Source organism: Amycolatopsis thermalba (assembly GCF_003385215.1).
GTDB classification, from domain to species: domain Bacteria; phylum Actinomycetota; class Actinomycetes; order Mycobacteriales; family Pseudonocardiaceae; genus Amycolatopsis_E; species Amycolatopsis_E thermalba.
In genome coordinates, this window is the sequence record NZ_PQHW01000059.1 from 26478 (window position 1) to 43570 (window position 17093).

Here is a 17093-nt window from a genome sequence, read left to right on the forward strand (position 1 = left end):
CGGCGCCAGACGGCGGGCGGAACTCACGCGGCTGAACGTGGAACTCGCGGGCGCGAGCGTGGGACTCGCCGCCCGGAGCGTGGAACTCGCGGCCGCGAACGCAGAACTCGCGCGCCTGAGCGTGGGACTCGCGGACGGGAGCGTGGGACTCGCGGGGGGTCAGGCGGCGCAGGCGCCGGTGGAGACCCGCGCGCTCAGGGACGGCGCCGATTCGATCACCGGGCGCACCTGGTTGCCGGTCAGCGTGAAGCCGGTGTCGGAGTCCTCCACCGAGGCCCCGAACACCACGCCGACGACCTGCCCCTGCGGATCCACCAGCGGGCCGCCCGAGTTGCCGCTGCGCACCTGCGCCCGCACGGTGTAGACGTCCCGCCGCACGGTGCGCGAATCGTAGATGTCCGGGCCCTGCAGCGTGATCTCGCTGCGGATGCGGGCGGGCGTGGCGCGGTAGGGGCCGTCCAGCGGGTAGCCGAGGACGATCGCGCTGTCACCCGCCTTCGCCGGCTCGGGCGCGAGGCTCAGCGGCGCCGCCTCCAGGCGGGGCACCGCGAGCACCGCGACGTCGACCTCCGGGTCGAAGTACACGACCCGCGCGGGCAGCCGGCCGGCCGAGGTCTCCACCGCCGTCGTCTCCGTGCCCGCCACCACGTGCGCGTTCGTCATCACCCGCTGCGGCGCGATCACGAACCCGCTGCCCTCCAGCGTGCGCGAGCACGACTCGGCGGTGCCGCGGATCTTCAGCACGCTCCCGCGCAGCTGCTGCACCACGGCGCTGTCCTGCAGCGTCGTGTCCGGCGGCGCGGTGTCGTTGATCTGCGTCTTCTGAAACGGGTCCACAATGGACGGGAATCCGGAGACGTCGAGCAGCTTCCGCAGTTCGCTGGGCAGACCCTCGGCGGCCGGCGGCATCGCCTTGTCGACCGTGCCCAGCACCGTCGAGTTGTTGATCGCGCGCGCCAGGCCGGGCAGCGCCGCGACCCCGGTCAGCGGCACCGCGATCAGCCACGCCACCACGAACACCACGACGGCCTGCACGATCGCGCCGAGCGTCTGGTCGATGCCGGTCAGCTTGTCGGTGTTGACCCGCCGCTTGACCGCGTACTTGAACCGCCGCCCCAGCCACACGCCGAGCGTCTCGCCGAGCGCGACCAGGAACACGACCGTCGCGACGGCGAAGGCGACCTTGGCGGCCGGGTTCTCGAACAGCTCGACGACCCACGGCGCGATGCGGATGCCGAGGATCGCACCGCCGATCACGCCCACCAGCGCGGGCAACGCGATCACGACGCCCTGACGCGCGCCGGAGACCGCCGCCACCAGCGCCAGCAGAATGACCAGGACGTCGACCCAGTTCACCGCGTCTCCTCAGTCGGTCGCGAGCAGATGATCGCGCAACGCTACGTCAAGATCCCGGACGTCGCCGCGATCCCACTCACGTGCCCAGCCGCCCAGTTCGAGCAGGACGGTCAGCAGTCCCGCGGTGAAGCCCCACACGAACAAACCGTTCACGGTGAACGCCGGCCCCTGGTACGTGGTGCCGGACCGGCGCACCTGGAACCGGTTGGCCGGATCGGCCAGGTCGGCCAGCGGCACCCGGGCCACCGCCGCGGTCTCCGCCGGGTCGACGGCGTGCACCGGCGAGGGCGCGTGCCAGTGGGCGAGCACCGGCGTCACGGCGAACCGGGACACCGGGATGAACAGCTCCGGCAGCACCGCGACCGGCCGCACCCCGGACGGGTCGACCCCGGTCTCCTCCTCGGCCTCGCGCAGCGCGGTGGCGACCGCGTCGGCGTCCTCGGGATCGGCGCCGCCGCCGGGGAAAGCCACCTGGCCGGCGTGCGAGCCGAGCGTGTCGGCGCGGCGCAGCAGCAGGACGTCCGGTCCGCGCTCGCCGTGGCCGAACAGGATCAGCACCGACGCGGCGCGGGTGAACTCGTCCTCGGGCGGGGTGAACCGGGTGAACGCGGTCGAGTCGAGGTCACCGCTGATCTCGACCAGCGGGCGCAGCCAGTCCGGCACCGACGCCGGTTCGACGAGCGGTCCGTTCACGACAGCCTCCGCACGACCTCACGCACCTGCTCAGGATCGGTGAAGGTGCGTGGGCTTTCGATGAGGCGGACCTGGCCGTCCGCGGTGACCAGGTAGGACGTGGGCAACGCGGGCGGCACCTTCAGCGCGCCGCGCACCGGGCCGGTCCCGCCGTCGCCGTCGAACACGGTCGGCAGGCGCACCCCGAGTTCGGCGAGCAGCGCCAGCCCGTCGTCCGGCTTGCTCTGGACCTGCACCGTGAGCACCCGCGCCGCGCCCGGCTCGTCCGCGTACCGCTGGAGCACGGGCAGCTCGGTCCGGCACGGCTCGCACCAGGTGGCCCAGACGTTGACCAGCGTCACCTGGCCGGCCAGCGCGCTGCCCAGGTCGACGGTGGACCCGTCGCCGAGGCACTCCGCGCGCACGCCCGCCAGCTGGGCCACCTCGCCGGTGCCGGACGGGCACGGCGCCAGCGCGGCGGCGGCCCGGGCGGCGGTCAGGTCCGGGCCCGTGGGCGTGTCGTCCGACCGCACCTGCGGCAGCACCGCGATGATCACCGCGAGCACCAGCAGCCCCACGGCGAGCGCCCACCTGGTCGCCGTCGTCACCGCTGGGTCACCATCGCGAGCAGGTGGTCCCGCTCCGGGCCCTTGACCAGCTTCGCGGCCTCCTCGAACTCGATCGGGCCGGTGCCGAAGGAGGGGCAGTCGCGGGCCAGCGGGCACGCGCCGCAGGCCGGTTTGCGGGCGTGGCAGACGCGGCGGCCGTGGAAGATCACCCGGTGCGAGAGCATCGTCCACTCCTTGCGGGGGATCAGCTCGCCGATCGCGTGCTCGACCTTGACCGGGTCCTCCTCCGCGGTCCAGCCCCAGCGGCGCACCAGGCGGCCGAAGTGCGTGTCGACCGTGATCCCGGGCACGTCGAAGGCGTTGCCGAGCACGACGTTCGCGGTCTTGCGGCCGACGCCGGGCAACGTGACCAGGTCGTCCAGCTTGCGCGGCACCTCGCCGCCGAACCGCTCGACCAGCGCCGCGCCCAGCCCCATCAGCGAGTTGGCCTTGGCCCGGTAGAAGCCGGTGGGCCGGATCAGCTCCTCCAGCTCGGTGCGGTTCGCGCCGGCGTAATCGGCCGCGGTGCGGTAGCGGGCGAACAGGGCGGGAGTCACCTCGTTGACCCGCACGTCCGTGGTCTGCGCCGACAGCACGACCGCGATCAGCAGCTCCAGCGGCGTGGTGAAGTCCAGCTCACAGTGTGCGTCCGGATACGCCTCGGTCAGGCAACGGAGCATGCGGCGTGCGCGTCTCACGAGCGCGAGGCGGCTCTCTTCCCCCTTGGCGGGGCTAACACGAGACGCATTCGGCACGCCGCTAGCCTACGGAAGCCGACACGCCGGACCCCGGACACCACCCCCGAACCCGTGATGAGCGAGGATCAGAACCGATGACTGTCTGGTTCGTAGTAGCGGTGCCACTCGTGATGATGTTCTTCGCGCTGGCGATGGAGCGAGTTGAGCACCGGCTGCGCCACGTCGCGGTCCAGGAGGAAGAGGTCGAGGAGTTCCTGGAGCAGGCCCGGCCCAACGAGGTCAGGGCGCTCTACGGGCACGGCATCGGTCGCGCGCTGGAGCTGTTCCGGCTGCGCCGCCTGGGTGGTCGCGCGGCCAAGTTGCGCCCCCGGAAGACCCGCTGACCTCAACCGATTCAGCGACGGTTACTCCCGCCCGTCGCCCACCACCACCCTCAGCGGACGCGCTTCGCGCGACAGTTAGTCCCGCCCGTCGCCCACCACCACCCTCAGCGGACGCGCTTCGCGCGACAGTTAGGCTGTTCCCTCGGAGCGAGATCGCCCTCGCCCGGCCGGGCGGTGATCGGTCTGTCCTCGGCGTGCCCTGAGGCGATCTCGTCCGAACGGCCTAGACTGCACGCAAGTGATCGGCGACACGCCCCGGTTCGCGGGAACACGGTCGCCACCGACGAGGAGGCACGAGGTGGACGAGACCCTGGCCCGGGCGGGCATCTTCCAGGGGGTGGAGCCGGCCGCGGCTGAGGCGCTCGCCCAGACCCTGGAAACTGTGGAGTTCCCGCGGGGTCATGTGATCTTCTCCGAGGGCGAGCCCGGCGACAAGCTGTACATCATCCTGTCCGGCAAGGTGAAGATCGGCCGCAAGTCGGCCGACGGCCGGGAGAACCTGCTGTGGATCGCCGGTCCCTCGGACATGTTCGGCGAGCTGTCCATCTTCGACCCCGGCCCGCGCACCTCGACCGCGACGACGGTCACCGAGGTGCGGGCGGTGTCGATGGACCGGCCGTCGCTGCGCAAGTGGATCGCGAACCGGCCGGAGATCGCCGAGCAGCTGCTGCGGGTCATCGCCCGCAGGCTGCGCCGGACGAACAACATGGTCGCCGAGCTGATCTTCACCGACGTCCCGGGCCGCGTGGCGCGGGCGCTGCTGCAGCTGGCGCAGCGGTTCGGCAGCCAGGAGGCCGGCATCCTGCGGGTCACGCACGACCTGACGCAGGAGGAGATCGCCCAGTACGTCGGCGCCTCGCGGGAGACCGTGAACAAGGCGCTGGCGGACTTCGCGCACCGCGGCTGGCTGCGGCTCGAGGGCAAGTCAGTGCTGATCCTGGACCCGGAGCGGCTGGCCCGCCGCGCCCGCTGACCCAGCGCCACACCAGCAAAAACAAAGGAACCGGGCGCCACCCCCGACGTGGCGCACCGGTTCCTTTGCATTTCGCGCGGGCCATCCCCCGACAGACCGCGCTCCCCGCCCTCCGGTTCTGGCCCCGACCCTTCGCCGGAGGGAGCTATATCTATTTGTCAACCTTGCCACGGCCAGTACCCCGAAGTTCAAGGCCGTTCACCCTCACAGACGCGCCCGTTGCGGGTTCGTTGCGTCGGTCCGGCGAAAAAGTCCCGCCGTTACCGAACCGAGACCTGAGCGGTAATCAACTGGTACCGGCGTACCAGTCTGAGGCATACTGGTACGCGTGTCCCAGACTTCCCTCGCCGACTACCGTGCTGCCCTGACCACGCCGGGCGCGACCCGTCCGGTGATCGCGTCCATCCTCGCGCGCCTGCCGATCGCGATGATCGGCCTGTCCGCGCTGCTCTACGTGCAGCAGGAGATGGGGTCGTTCGCCGTCGCCGGGCTGGTGTCGGCCAGCTCGCTCGTCGGCGTCGCGGTGGGGTCGGTCGTGCAGGGCAGGCTCATCGACCGCTTCGGCCCGACGCGCCCGCTGCTGTCCACCGCGGCGATGTTCGCGGTGATCCTGGTGACACTCTCGCTCGCGATCGAGGCCCACGCGGCGACCCCGGTGCTCGTCGCGCTCGCGTTCGGGATCGGCATCACGGAGCCGATGGTCGGTTCGGCCTCGCGGGCGCTGTGGGGACGGCTGGTGCCCGCCGAGGCGACGCGCAACGCGGCCTACGCCTACGAGGCGATCAGCATGGAGGTGTTCTTCATCCTCGGCCCCGGCCTGGCCGGTCTGCTGGTCGCCGCGCCGTGGCCGGGCACCGGGATGGTGGCCGGCGGCGCGTGCATGGTGGTCGGCGCGACCCTGTTCGCGCTGAGCCCGGCCGTGCGGGCGTGGGGACCGGCCGGCCGGACGCACCGGTCGCTGCTGGGCGCGCTGAGCAGCCCGGGCATGCGCACCCTCGCCCTGGCCGCACTCGGGTTCGGTGTGGTGATCGGGTTCGTCGAGGTCGCCGTGCCCGCCGCGGCCACCGAGGCCGGGGAACCGACGCTCGGCGGGGTGCTGCTGTCGGTGTGGTCGGTCAGCTCGGTCGCGTTCGGCGTGGCCTACAGCCTGCGGCCGTGGCCGCGGGAGATGTCGCTGCGCCTGCCGGTGCTGCTGGCCGGGTTCGGGGTGCTCGTGGCGCTGCTGGCCTGGCCGTCGACGCTGTGGGGCCTCGCGATCGCGATGCTCGCCGCCGGTGCGCTGATCACCCCGCAGTCGGCCACGCACTCGGCCGCGATCGAACTGGTCGCGCCGAAGGGCACCGCGGCCGAGGCCTTCGGCTGGGTGCTGACCGCGGTGACGCTGGGACTGGCGTTCGGGCAGTCGGTCAGCGGCTACCTGGTCGAGCACTCGGGCCCGTCGACGGCGTTCCTCGCCGCGACGGCGTCGGCGCTGGTGATCGCCGCGGTGGTGTACCTGCTGCGCGGCACGGTGAAGGCACCGCGCGAGCAGGTCCTGGTGCCCTAGACGGCCGTCGAGCGGCTGACGCCTTCCGCGAGCGCGACCCAGACGTCCGGCCGCGCACCGAGGACACCTCGGTCTCCTCCCTCGTCGCGGGGCTGCGCGACGGCCACTACGACGCCGCGTTCAGCCGCCCGTCGCTGGTCGACGGGCTCGCCGCGCGCGCTGGCGGTCGAGCAGGTGTGCGCCGTCCTGCCGGAAGGGCACCCGCTCGCCAGCCTGGACGAGCTGACGCTGGCCGACCTCGCGGACGAACCCTGGGTGCTGGCCGAGCGCGGCTCGTGGCCGCCGTGGCACCGCGAGTACGACGAGGACTTCCGGCGGGCCGACTGAAGATCGTCCAGCGTGCCGAGCCTGCTCGGGCTGGTGGCCGCCGGGGTCGGGATCTTCCAGCTGGCCCGTTCGACGCACAGCCTGCGCCGCTCGGGCGTGGTGTTCGTGCCGCTGGCCGGCGAGCCGGCGCGCACGGCGGGTCCTGTGGCTGCCGGACGCGGACACACCGGCCCTGCACAACCTGCGCTACGACCGCGCCGCCCGCGCGGAGCGGCCTCACCCAGGCCGGTGGGACCGCAGGTACGCCAGCTGCGCGTTGACGCTGTGTTCGGCGGGCGCCCACAGCGCCCGGTCCACGTCCGCGTACACCAGCTCCACCACCTGGCGCGCGGTGGCGTCCGCGCCCAGCTTCTCCAGCGCCGCCCGCACCTGGGCCAGCCGCTGCTCGCGGTGGTCCAGGTACTCCTGCGCGACCGCCCGCAGGTCGGCCATCTCCGGGCCGTGCCCGGGCAGCGCCGGCAGCCCGGACGGCAGCTCGATCAGCCGCCGCAGGGAGTCCAGGTACGCGCCGAGGTCGGTGAGCACCGTGGTGCCGCGGCCGAGGATCGTGTCACCGGTCAGCACCTGGTCGCCGACGCGCAGGCACACCGAGTCGCCGGTGTGGCCGGGCGTGTGCAGGACCTCGATGTCCAAACCCCCGGCGGAGATCACGTCACCGTCGGCGAACGGGCCCGCGTCCCGGCACAGCGCCGCGTCGAAGGCCCGCACCGGCGCCTGCACCCGCTCGGCCAGCCACGGCGCGCCCTCGACGTGGTCGGGGTGGTGGTGGGTGAGCAGGATCACCGCCACCGGCCCCTGCTCGGCGAGCAGCGACAGGTGATCGAGGTCCTGGTAGCCGGGGTCGACGATGACGCACTCGGCCGAGCCGGGCGCCCGCAGCACCCACGTGTTCGTGCCCTCCAGCGTCATCGTGGACGGGTTGTTCTCCAGCACGACCGCGGCGGAAGGCGAGACCTCGCGGCGCACGCCGTACGCGGGGTGGCTCATTCCGCGACCACCCGGATCACGTCGCCCTCGCGGATCAGCTTCGGGATGATCGCCTCGACCGTGCGCTCGCTGGCCAGCGCCTCCGCGGCCGTGCCGAACTCCGCCAGCTCGCTCAGGGTGTACCAGGTCGGCGGCATCAGCGTGCTGCGACCCGCCTCCGCGTCGGCCAGCGCGTCGGCCGGGCGCCACCAGCCGGACGACTCGGCCTCGGTGGTCTTGCCGTCGGCCTCCTGGCCGGCGGGCAGGATCGCGGCGAAGAACCGGGTGTCGTAGCGGCGCTTCTCCTGCGCCGGCGTGATCCAGTGCGCCCACGGGCGCAGCAGGTCGGAACGCAGCGTCAGCCCTTCGCGCGCCAGGAAGTCGGCCAGCGACAGTTCCCGCGACACCAGCGCCTCCCGCGCCCCGGCGTACTCCGCGGTGTCGGTGACCACCTCGTCGGCCGTGCCGGCGAGCAGCACCCCGGACTCCTCGAACGTCTCCCGCACCGCCGCGCACACCAGGGCCCGCGCGACCTGCTCGGTCCCGTTGAACCAGCTCGCCCAGTCGGTGGCGGGCGGCCCGGCCCACGCGATCGTCGCGTCGGCGTCGCGCTGGTCCACCCCGCCGCCGGGGAAGACCGTCATGCCGGCGGCGAACGCCATCGCGTTCACCCGCCGCTGGAGGAAGACTTCGAGACCGTCGTCGCCGTCCCGCAGCAACAGCACCGTCGCCGCGTCGCGGGGCACGGCCGGTTCGGCCGGCACCGCGTCGGAGAAGTTCATGCTCCCCGGGATCCGGAAATCAAGTTGCACCACACGAGGCAACTTACGGGGTAATCAGGAACCGGAGAAGCCGTCGACCCAGCGCGGGTCGTCCTCGGGCCGCCCGGAACCGTTGGCCCGCACCTTGGCGGCCTCGGCGCGTTCCCGCTCGGCGAGCTCGGCGTGCAGCTCACGCAGGAGCTGGCGGTCGCGCTCGGACAGCTGCGGGTCGTTGAGGTCGAGTTCCGGGATTTCGATCACTTCACCCGGGCCGATCGTCGCCGAAGCCACGGCTCTGGGCTTCTCGCCGTCCTCCGCCGCCAGCTGCGCCCGCAGCTGCGCGACCTCCTCGGACGTCATGTCCATGGTGTTCTCCACGCGGCTGGGCTCGGGGCCCTCCTCGCGCGGCTTGAACATGTGGCCCGGCCCGCCCGGGGACCGGACGACCTCGGTCGTCTCGGTCTCGGCGGCCACTTCGGTGGTGGTGGTCTCCGGCGCGGCCGGAGGTTCGGGCTCCTCGGGCTCGTCCCCGGCGGCGACCGTGGCGTGCGCCACATGCCGGCCGGAGCCCTGGCGCTGCGCCGGCGCCGTGGGAGCGGACGACGGGACGGCCCCGCCGGAGAGCCAGACGGCGGTGGCCGCGGTGAGCGCCTGCTCGTGGTAGCGGGAGCGCTCGGTGGACGGCCCGGTGACCTCGACGACCGACCGGATCCCGGCGCGCCGCAGGGCGGCGTCGATGCGGTACGCGGCGGCCGGCGGGTTGCCCTCCGGGCCGATCTCGACGAGCACCACGCGCTGCGGCAGCGGGCCCGGCACGCTGCCGGCCGGGGTGTTGCGCCACACCGCGTGCACCGACCGCAGGTCCGGCAGCACCTGGAGGGTGCGGTCGAGCGCGTCGGCGATGCCCTGCTCGGGCTGGTCGTCGCCGGTGAAGCGGTGCACGACGCCGGTCTCGGCCTCCGGGTCGTTCACCACCAGCTGGTCGGCGAGCGTCGCGTCCGACCGCGTCAGCTCCAGGACCAGCGCCAGCTCGTGCCGCTCCGCCTCGCGGACCGGCAGGCGGCCCGCGATCAGCGCGCCCGTGGTCAGCTCGGCGGCCTCGTCGAGGCGCGCTCGCGCGACCAGCTCACGCGCCTCCGACAGCAGGCTGTCGTCCAGGCGGCCTGCCAGCCCCAGCAACAGGTTGTGCAGCCGCAACGGCACCGCGAACCCGTCGCCCGCGATCCCGTCGTGGACGTCCACCATCTAGCTTCTCCCTCCAGCTCGGCAGGAGTGCCGTTACGCGGCGACGAGCCGGTTCCCGGTGTCCACCGCACCGACGCAGACGAGCTCGGAGCTCGCCAGTGCGGCCTGGTGGTACTCCGGCAGCTCGAACCGCGGCGGCATCACCTCGACGCTGGGTTCCTCGTCCCCCAGCACCCGCAGGACCCGCTGCAGCTCCCCGGTCAGCCTCGGCAGTCCCGACAGGGCCGTGATCAGCAGCACGCGCTTGGATTCCTCCCCCGTGCGCTGACGCCAGCTCTGCCGCACCTCGCCGACGTCCGGCCGGCCCCGCAGGGTGGCGTGGACGAGCGCGGACACCGAGTCAACCGAGTTCACCTGATCGGGTGCACTCGGGGTGAATGTGTACCGGTTCTCGCCGACCTCGTCCACCCCCAGGGTCGAACTCACCTGGTGCCAGTCCGCGCCGTGCGGCACGAGACCCGCCACGAGCAGGCGGTATTCCGGCTGGTCGAGATCGATGTTGTGCTTGAGCAGCGTGCGCGGCAAGGTTCGAGCCAAGGTCGACATCGCGCCCTCGCCCAGCCAGTCCCGGTAACGCCAGAGCAGGCGGTCGGGCATGCGGCCGGCCAGCCGCAGCAACAGCTCATGACACGAGGCTTCGATATCCGGGTCCATCAGCTCACCTCGACAATCAGTTCGACCTCGACCGGTGCCCCCAGCGGCAGCTCGGCCACACCCACCGCCGAGCGGGCGTGCGCGCCCGCGTCGCCGAAGATCTCGCCGAAGAGCTCGGACGCGCCGTTGATCACAGCCGGCTGGCCGGTGAACCCCTCCGCGGACGCGACGAACCCGACGATCTTCACGATCCGGACGATCGATTCGAGACCGACGAGCGCGTCCACCGCCGCGAGCGCGTTCAGCGCCGCCGTCCGCGCGTAGCGCTTGGCCTCCTCCGGGCTCACCTCGGCCCCGACCTTGCCGGTCGCCTGCAGCTTGCCCTCGACGAACGGCACCTGACCCGAGGTGTAGACCTGCGACCCGCTGCGGACAGCCGGCACGTAGGCAGCCACCGGCGCGGGGACGCTCGGCAGCTCGATCCCCAGTTCGGCCAGACGCTCGCCCCAGCTCATGCCTTGGCCCGCTTCAGGTAGGCGACGTGCTGCTCCCCGCTCGGGTTCGGCAGCACCGTGACCAGCTCCCAGCCGTCCTCACCCCACTGGTCGAGGATCTGCTTGGTCGCGTGGATCAGCAACGGAACCGTGGCGTACTCCCACTTCGTGGCGCTCATGGGGTCAATCTAGTGGTGGTGTGAAGCTCTCCTCGCGGCGGCGGCGTGATCGCTGGCTTACGCTGGATCGTGTGAGCACACCCCTGGCCGGATGGACCGACGAGCTCGCCCGCGCCCGGTTGCACTTCGTCACCGGCAAGGGCGGCACCGGCAAGACGACCATGGCCGCGGCACTCGGGATCGCGCTGGCCAGCCACGGGCGGCGCGTGCTGCTGGTCGAGGTCGAGGGCAGGCAGGGGTTCGCCCAGCTCTTCGACACCGAGCCGCTGCCGTACGCCGAGCAGCGGATCGCGGCGGTGCCCGGCGGCGGTGAGCTGCGGGCCCTGCACATCGACGTGGAAGCGGCGCTGCTCGAGTACTTCGAGATGTTCTACAACCTGGGCTTCGCGGGCCGGACGCTGCGGCGGATGGGCGCGATCGAGTTCGCCACCACGCTCGCGCCGGGCCTGCGGGACGTGCTGCTCACCGGCAAGATCAAGGAGTGCGTCGGGCGGACCGGCCCGGACGGCAGGCATGTCTACGACGCCGTCGTGGTCGACGCGCCGCCGACCGGCCGCGTGGTCAAGTTCCTCGACGTCACCAAGGCCCTGACCGACCTGGCGAAGGCCGGCCCGATCCGCGGCCAGGCCGAGGGCGTGGTGCGGCTGCTGCACTCCGAGGAGACGGTCGTGCACCTGGTGACCCTCCTGGAGGAGATGCCGGTGCGCGAGACCGTGGAGGCGGTGGCCGAGCTGGACGGAGCCGACCTCCGGCCGGGCGCGGTGCTGGTCAACCGGGTGCGGCCGCCGCGGCTGCCCGCCCGGTCGGTGACCCCGGCCGCGGACGGGCGGGTGGACGCCTCCCGGGTGCGCAGCGGGCTGGCCTCGGCCGGGCTCGACCTGCCGGACGCCACGATGGACGCCCTGGTCGCGGAGACCGTCGAGCACGCCATCCGGGTCGCCGCCGAGCAGCGGGCGCGGGAGCAGCTCGCCGAGGCGGACCTGCCGACGCTGGAGGTGCCGGAGGAGTCCGGCGGCATCGACCTCGCCGCGCTCTACGACCTCGCCGAGTCGTTGACCGACCAGGGGGTGCGCTGATGACCGAGCGGCTCGACGTCGACGCCCTGATCGACGACCCGAAGACGCGGATCGTCGTGTGCTGCGGCTCGGGCGGGGTGGGCAAGACCACCACCGCCGCCGCGCTCGCGCTGCGCGCCGCCGAACGCGGACGCCAGACGGTGGTGCTCACCATCGACCCGGCGCGGCGGCTCGCGCAGGCGCTCGGGCTGCGGGAGCTGGGCAACCACCCGCGGCAGGTGTCGGTCGCCGGGTTCGAGCCCAAGGGCGAGCTGTGGGCGATGATGCTCGACATGCGGCGCACCTTCGACGACATGGTGCGCACCCACGCCGGGCCGGAACGCGCCGAGGCGCTGCTCGCGAACCCCTTCTACCAGACCATTTCCACGTCGTTCTCCGGCACGCAGGAGTACATGGCGATGGAGAAGCTGGGCCAGCTCGCGGCCACCGACGAGTGGGACCTGATCGTCGTCGACACCCCGCCGAGCCGGTCCGCGCTGGACTTCCTGGACGCGCCGAACCGGCTGTCCAGCGCCCTGGACGGGCGCATGATCCGGCTGCTCACCGGCCCGGCGAAGGCCGGCGGCTGGGGTATCCGCAAGGTGGTCAGCACCGGGTTCTCGATCTTCGCGAAGGCCGTGTCGACGATCATCGGCGGGCAGCTGCTGGCCGACGCGTCCGCGTTCATGCAGGCCTTCGACAGCATGTTCGGCGGGTTCCGGGAACGCGCCCGCAAGACCGCCGAGCTGCTGCGCTCGGAGGGCACGTCGTTCCTGGTGGTGGCCGCGCCGGAGCCGGACGCCCTGCGCGAGGCGAGCTACTTCGTGGAACGGCTGGGCGGTGAGAACATGCCGCTGGCCGGGCTGGTCGCGAACCGCACCCACCCGGTGCTGGCGGACCTGTCGGCCACGGCGGCGCTGTCCGCGGCCGAGAAACTGGAGTCGACCGCCCCGCTGGCCACCGCGGTGCTGCAGCTGCACGCCGACCGGGTGGCCCTGGCCGACCGCGAGAAGCGGCTGCTGGCGCGCTTCACGCGCGCGCATCCCGGAGTCCCCCTGGTCGAGGTGCCCGCGCTCCCCAGCGACGTGCACGACCTCGGCGGACTCCGGGAGATCGGCGACCGCTTGGCGTCCTAGGACGCCGCTTCGGCGAAGTCCTTCCGAGCCGAATCCAGCAGCTCCGACCACGATTCGACCTCGGGACGGCGGCGCAGCAGCGCGCGCCGCTCCCGTTCGGTCATCCCGCCCCAGATGCCGAAGCTGATGCGGTTGTCCAGCGCCTCGGCCAGGCATTCCGTGCGCACCGGGCACCCCATGCAGACCAGTTTGGCCCGGTTCTGGTCCGCTCCCCGCACGAACAGCTCATCCGGATCCGCGTCCCGGCAGAGGGCGCGGACGCGCCAGCTCTGTGGTGTGGATTCCATCCCCCAAGCTCCCCTCGTGATGTGCCTGCTCACCCGGAGCCTCCCCGGCTCCGCACTACGTGAGACGTTGACGGACTGTAGAGGCCGACGGTTCCCGCCGCCAAGAGCCCGATGGAAATTCGTTACCGGAATACGTCGCGGACCCGGCGTTCCCGTGGTATTCAGCGGACGCGGCCCGGCGGGGGAACGCCGGTTCCCACTACGCTGGTGATGTGCGCAAGACGGATGGTCTGTTCAAACTGCTCGGCCTGTGCCTGCTCGCGGGAATCCTCGTCGCCGGGGTGCTGTTCCCCGTGGTCGGCGCCGCCGGGGTCGCGTCGAACAGGGCGAGCGAGACGGTCGACAGCATGTCCGCCGAACTCGCGAACGTGCCACCGCCGCTGGTCACCACCATCACGGATTCGGCAGGCAACCAAATCGCCACGCTGTACGACCAGTACCGCATCCCGACGGCCGGTGATCAGATCAACGAGGCCATGAAATGGGCGCTGGTCTCCACCGAGGACCGGCGTTTCTACGAGCACCACGGCGTGGACTGGAAGGGCACGCTGCGCGCCGCGCTGAGCAACAGCGCCGGTGGCGACACCCAGGGCGCGTCGACGCTCACCCAGCAGTACGTCAAGAACTACCTCATCAACGTCATCTACCGGGACGACGAGGTGGGCCAGCAGAAGGCCCAGGAGCAGTCGATCGCCCGCAAGCTGAAGGAAGCGCGGATCGCGATCCAGCTCGAGAACCAGATGAGCAAGGACCAGATCCTCACCAGCTACCTCAACGTCGTCGAGTTCTCGCGCAAGATCTACGGCGTCGGGGCGGCCGCGCAGGCCTACTTCAACACCACCGCGGACAAGCTGTCGGTCACCCAGGCCGCGCTGCTCGCCGGCATGGTCAACAACCCGCCGTTCTACGACCCGTGGAGCCACCCGGACCGCGCCACCGAGCGCCGCAACCTGGTGCTGGACCGCATGGTCGACAACCTGAAGCTGTCGAAGGCCGACGCCGAGCGGATGAAGACCGAGCCGCTGGGCGTGGTGCCGGGCGGGCCGTCCAAGCCGGCCGCCAACTGCGTCGGCGCCGGGCCGGAGAACGGGTTCTTCTGCCAGTACGTCGAGGACTACCTGCTCTCGCACGGCATGGACAAGGACGACCTCTACACCGGCGGCTACACCATCCGCACGACGATGGACCAGCGCGCCAACCACGAGGCGAAGATGTCCGCACAGACCCAGGTCAGCAAGACGCAGAAGAACGTCGCGAACGTGCTGTCGCTGGTGCGGCCCGGCAAGAACCGGCACGAGGTGGTGGCGCTGGCCGCGAACCGCGACTACGGCACGGACGCCAGCGCCGGGCAGACGACCTACGCGTTGCCGTCGGGCGTCTACAACACCGGCGGTGCCGGGTCGAGCTACAAGATCTTCACCTCGGCGGCGGCGATCCAGAACCGGGTGATGGGCATCTACGACACCATCGAGGTGCCGAACTTCTACGTGTCCAACGTGTTCACCGGTGGCGCCCGGGGGCGGTGCCCGCTCGTGGCGCAAGGGACTTATGCGTACTGCCTGGGCAACGCCACCGACTACGAGGGCGGCACCCGGACCATGACGCTGCAGCAGGCGCTGCAGACCTCGCCCAACACCGCGTTCGTCATCCTCGAGGAGCGCACCGGGATGGCCCCGATCGTCGACATGGCGAGCAAGCTCGGCCTGCGCGAGACGATGACCCGCAACATCGGTGGCGGCGAGGTGAAGCCGGAGTCGAAGAACCAGGGTGAGAACAAGACCCAGACCGCGTACTTCGGGCCCACCGACAAATCGCCCGGGCAGGGTTCGTTCACGCTCGGGGTGTCGGCAACCAGCAACCTGGAGATGGCCAACGTCGCGGCGACCATCCTCAGCGGCGGCGTGTGGTGCCCGCCCACACCGATCGCCCAGGTGCAGGACCGCGACGGCAAGCCGATCCCGATCAACGAGCAGCCGTGCGAGCAGGTGATGGACGAGGCCGCCGCCAACAGCCTCGCGCAGGGCATGAGCAAGGACGACCTGCCCGGCGGAACCGCGGCCGCGGCGGCCGGCCAGGTCGGCTGGAACCGGCCGATGATCGGCAAGACCGGTACCACGCAGAGCAACGGCTCGGCGGCTTTCGTCGGCGGCACGCCGCAGCTCGCGGGCGCCGCGATGGTCTTCCGGCCGGAGGGCGGCAGCGGCGGCCTGTGCGATGGCGGCCCCGGCAACGTCTACACCTGTTCCGAAGGCAACATGTTCGGTGGCAAGACGCCCGCGCGGACCTGGTTCGGCGCGGTGAGCAAGATCCTCGGGCCCAACGACCCGATCCTGCCGCTCCCACCGTCCGACCCACGCTACGAACGGGTGCGCTGAGGAGCGCTCCCGGGGAGTTGAGCCCACCGGGAGCGGTGGGTTCGGCCGCCCGGGGCCAGACGCCCCGGGCGGCTCTGGGCCCGGCCCGGCCAGCGTGGTTCACCGGGCCGAGCTCGCCCAGGTCCGACCCGCCGCACCGTGGCCCGGCACGGGCACGGGGCCGGGCCACCCGCCGCCGTGGCCGGTTCACCGGGCCCGCCCGCCCGGCCGCCGCGCGTTTTGCGCAAGAGAACGGGCCGCCCGTCACCGGTTCCGATCGGGCTCACCCGCCGCCGTGGCCGGTTCACCGGGCCGAACCCGCCGAGGCCGGGCCCGCCACGCAGCGCGAGCTCGGCCCGCCCGGCCGCCGTGCGCGTACTGCGCGGAGGTCTCGGCCGCGTGTCACCGTTTCCGACCGGGCCCACCCGCCGCCGTGCCCAGTTCACCGGGCCGAACCCGCCGAGGCGCCCGGCCGCCGTGCGCGTCGCAGAGGTCTGGGCCTCCTGTCACCGGTTCCGCCCCCACCCGCCGCCGGGGTCGCTTCGCCGGCGGCCGGGAGTCGCTACCGACCCGTATCCTGGGCTTCGTGAGCACGGTCCGTGACAGCCACCAGCTGACAGCCAAACGCCTCGCCGCCGGGACGGTCGCTCTCGGGGCCGCCGCCGTCGGGTACGCCTCCGGCATCGAGCGGCGGCACTACGTGCTCCGCACCGCCGAACTGCCCGTCCTCGCGCCCGGCGCGCGACCCATGCGCGTCCTGCACGTCTCCGACCTGCACATGCTGCCCGGGCAACAGGCCAAGCAACGCTGGGTCGCCGCGCTCGACCGGCTCGAACCCGACCTCGTCGTCAACACCGGCGACAACCTCGCCCACCCCAAGGCCGTCCCCGCCGTCCTGCGCGCCCTCGGCCCCCTCCTGGAGCGGCCCGGCCTGTTCGTCTTCGGCAGCAACGACTACTACGCGCCCAAACCCAAGAACCCCGCCCGCTACCTCATGCCCCGCGGCAAGAAGAAGCGCATCCACGGCAAGAAACTCCCGTGGCGCGACCTCCGCGCGGCCTTCATCGAACACGGCTGGCACGACCTCACCCACGTCCGGCGCACCCTCACCGTCGCCGGGCAGACGGTGTTCGCCGCCGGCCTCGACGACCCCCACCTGCGCCGCGACCGCTACGGCGAGATCGCCGGCCCCGCCGAAGCCGCCACCCTGCGCCTCGGCGTCACCCACTCGCCCGAACCACGCATCCTGGACCCCTTCGCCGCCGACGGCTACGACCTCGTCCTCGCCGGCCACACCCACGGCGGCCAGCTCCGCATCCCCGGCATCGGCGCCCTCGTCACCAACTGTGAGCTGGACCGCAGCCGCGCCCGCGGAGCCTCCCGCTGGCGCGCCCACCTGTCGCCCCACGTGTCGGCCGGGCTGGGCCCCTCCCCCTACCTGTCTCCTATACACTTCCGA

19 protein-coding genes are annotated in these 17093 nt (G+C 72.4%); 8 read left to right on the forward strand and 11 right to left on the reverse strand.

What is annotated here, in order from left to right; all coding sequences use genetic code 11:
* Positions 1–159 precede the first annotated feature (159 nt).
* The 4 genes from D0D15_RS22185 to nth are packed head-to-tail and all read right to left on the reverse strand — an operon-like array spanning position 160 to position 3316.
* A complete protein-coding gene (locus tag D0D15_RS22185; RefSeq protein ID WP_094005570.1) occupies positions 160–1356 on the reverse strand; it encodes a MarP family serine protease in 1197 nt (398 codons plus the stop codon).
* A 9-nt stretch (positions 1357–1365) separates the two neighbouring features.
* Positions 1366–2049, reverse strand: coding sequence for an NUDIX hydrolase (locus D0D15_RS22190; RefSeq protein ID WP_094005569.1), 684 nt, complete (start codon positions 2047–2049; stop codon positions 1366–1368).
* Positions 2046–2636, reverse strand: coding sequence for a TlpA family protein disulfide reductase (locus D0D15_RS22195; protein WP_094005568.1), 591 nt, complete (start codon positions 2634–2636; stop codon positions 2046–2048). The genes D0D15_RS22190 and D0D15_RS22195 overlap by 4 nt, the downstream gene beginning before the upstream one ends.
* Complete coding sequence (gene nth, locus D0D15_RS22200) at positions 2633–3316, reverse strand: endonuclease III (RefSeq protein WP_094005567.1); 684 nt, start codon at positions 3314–3316, stop codon at positions 2633–2635. Before nth ends, D0D15_RS22195 begins: the two co-directional genes overlap by 4 nt.
* A gap of 152 nt (positions 3317–3468) precedes the next feature.
* Between nth and D0D15_RS22205 the strand changes: the two genes are divergently transcribed.
* The 4 genes from D0D15_RS22205 (at position 3469) to D0D15_RS37175 (ending at position 6563) form a co-directional block, all read left to right on the forward strand.
* On the forward strand, positions 3469–3717 hold the full coding sequence (locus tag D0D15_RS22205) for a hypothetical protein (protein WP_094005566.1): 249 nt from the start codon (positions 3469–3471) through the stop codon (positions 3715–3717).
* A gap of 298 nt (positions 3718–4015) precedes the next feature.
* Entirely contained in the window at positions 4016–4690 is a 675-nt protein-coding gene (locus tag D0D15_RS22215; RefSeq protein ID WP_017985500.1) for a Crp/Fnr family transcriptional regulator, read from the forward strand.
* Positions 4691–5018: 328 nt separating this feature from the next.
* The gene (locus D0D15_RS22220; RefSeq protein ID WP_094005565.1) at positions 5019–6236 is read left to right on the forward strand and encodes an MFS transporter; all 1218 of its coding nucleotides are present in this window, start codon (positions 5019–5021) and stop codon (positions 6234–6236) included.
* Positions 6237–6410: 174 nt separating this feature from the next.
* Positions 6411–6563, forward strand: a complete 153-nt coding sequence (locus tag D0D15_RS37175) for a LysR substrate-binding domain-containing protein (protein ID WP_233157271.1) — start codon at positions 6411–6413, stop codon at positions 6561–6563.
* Positions 6564–6779: 216 nt separating this feature from the next.
* Here D0D15_RS37175 and D0D15_RS22230 read toward each other — a convergent pair whose 3' ends face one another.
* Genes D0D15_RS22230 through sp36 form a run of 6 tightly spaced genes read right to left on the reverse strand, consistent with a single transcriptional unit; the run spans position 6780 to position 10802 of the window.
* On the reverse strand, positions 6780–7550 hold the full coding sequence (locus D0D15_RS22230; RefSeq protein WP_094005564.1) for an MBL fold metallo-hydrolase: 771 nt from the start codon (positions 7548–7550) through the stop codon (positions 6780–6782).
* Positions 7547–8311 (reverse strand): NUDIX hydrolase, encoded by a 765-nt coding sequence (locus tag D0D15_RS22235; protein WP_094005563.1) that lies wholly within the window; start codon positions 8309–8311, stop codon positions 7547–7549. Before D0D15_RS22235 ends, D0D15_RS22230 begins: the two co-directional genes overlap by 4 nt.
* A 54-nt stretch (positions 8312–8365) precedes the next feature.
* A complete protein-coding gene (locus D0D15_RS22240; RefSeq protein ID WP_094005562.1) occupies positions 8366–9535 on the reverse strand; it encodes a hypothetical protein in 1170 nt (389 codons plus the stop codon).
* 33 nt (positions 9536–9568) lie between these two features.
* Positions 9569–10189 carry a hypothetical protein gene (locus D0D15_RS22245; RefSeq protein WP_094005561.1) on the reverse strand — a complete coding sequence of 207 codons (621 nt, stop codon included), beginning with the start codon at positions 10187–10189 and terminating at the stop codon, positions 9569–9571.
* Positions 10189–10644, reverse strand: coding sequence for a RidA family protein (locus D0D15_RS22250; protein ID WP_094005560.1), 456 nt, complete (start codon positions 10642–10644; stop codon positions 10189–10191). The genes D0D15_RS22245 and D0D15_RS22250 overlap by 1 nt, the downstream gene beginning before the upstream one ends.
* Positions 10641–10802, reverse strand: a complete 162-nt coding sequence (gene sp36 / locus D0D15_RS22255) for a Sp36 family protein (protein WP_017985509.1) — start codon at positions 10800–10802, stop codon at positions 10641–10643. Before sp36 ends, D0D15_RS22250 begins: the two co-directional genes overlap by 4 nt.
* Positions 10803–10873: 71 nt before the next feature.
* On the opposite strand from sp36, the gene bagA reads away from it, so the two are divergent.
* Entirely contained in the window at positions 10874–11878 is a 1005-nt protein-coding gene (gene bagA, locus D0D15_RS22260; protein ID WP_094005559.1) for an ATPase BagA, read from the forward strand.
* A complete protein-coding gene (bagB, locus tag D0D15_RS22265; protein ID WP_094005558.1) occupies positions 11878–12993 on the forward strand; it encodes an ATPase BagB in 1116 nt (371 codons plus the stop codon). The genes bagA and bagB overlap by 1 nt, the downstream gene beginning before the upstream one ends.
* On the opposite strand, the gene D0D15_RS22270 is transcribed toward bagB, so the two are convergent.
* Positions 12990–13280 (reverse strand): WhiB family transcriptional regulator, encoded by a 291-nt coding sequence (locus tag D0D15_RS22270; RefSeq protein ID WP_094005557.1) that lies wholly within the window; start codon positions 13278–13280, stop codon positions 12990–12992. The genes bagB and D0D15_RS22270 overlap by 4 nt on opposite strands.
* A gap of 212 nt (positions 13281–13492) precedes the next feature.
* On the opposite strand from D0D15_RS22270, the gene D0D15_RS22275 reads away from it, so the two are divergent.
* Complete coding sequence (locus tag D0D15_RS22275; protein WP_094005556.1) at positions 13493–15655, forward strand: transglycosylase domain-containing protein; 2163 nt, start codon at positions 13493–13495, stop codon at positions 15653–15655.
* 565 nt (positions 15656–16220) lie between these two features.
* A partial coding sequence (locus tag D0D15_RS22280) for a metallophosphoesterase (RefSeq protein WP_162830639.1) occupies positions 16221–17093 on the forward strand: 873 nt, incomplete at its 3' end.

What these genes read in the sequence shown, in the direction of transcription:
- nth (WP_094005567.1), bottom strand. Translation starts at nt 3,316, where the DNA reads ATGCTCCGTTGCCTGACCGAGGCGTATCCGGACGCACACTGTGAGCTG.
- D0D15_RS22205 (WP_094005566.1), top strand. Translation starts at nt 3,469, where the DNA reads ATGACTGTCTGGTTCGTAGTAGCGGTGCCACTCGTGATGATGTTCTTC.
- D0D15_RS22230 (WP_094005564.1), bottom strand. Translation starts at nt 7,550, where the DNA reads ATGAGCCACCCCGCGTACGGCGTGCGCCGCGAGGTCTCGCCTTCCGCC.
- D0D15_RS22235 (WP_094005563.1), bottom strand. Translation starts at nt 8,311, where the DNA reads ATGAACTTCTCCGACGCGGTGCCGGCCGAACCGGCCGTGCCCCGCGAC.
- D0D15_RS22240 (WP_094005562.1), bottom strand. Translation starts at nt 9,535, where the DNA reads ATGGTGGACGTCCACGACGGGATCGCGGGCGACGGGTTCGCGGTGCCG.
- D0D15_RS22245 (WP_094005561.1), bottom strand. Translation starts at nt 10,189, where the DNA reads ATGGACCCGGATATCGAAGCCTCGTGTCATGAGCTGTTGCTGCGGCTG.
- D0D15_RS22250 (WP_094005560.1), bottom strand. Translation starts at nt 10,644, where the DNA reads ATGAGCTGGGGCGAGCGTCTGGCCGAACTGGGGATCGAGCTGCCGAGC.
- sp36 (WP_017985509.1), bottom strand. Translation starts at nt 10,802, where the DNA reads ATGAGCGCCACGAAGTGGGAGTACGCCACGGTTCCGTTGCTGATCCAC.
- bagB (WP_094005558.1), top strand. Translation starts at nt 11,878, where the DNA reads ATGACCGAGCGGCTCGACGTCGACGCCCTGATCGACGACCCGAAGACG.
- D0D15_RS22270 (WP_094005557.1), bottom strand. Translation starts at nt 13,280, where the DNA reads ATGGAATCCACACCACAGAGCTGGCGCGTCCGCGCCCTCTGCCGGGAC.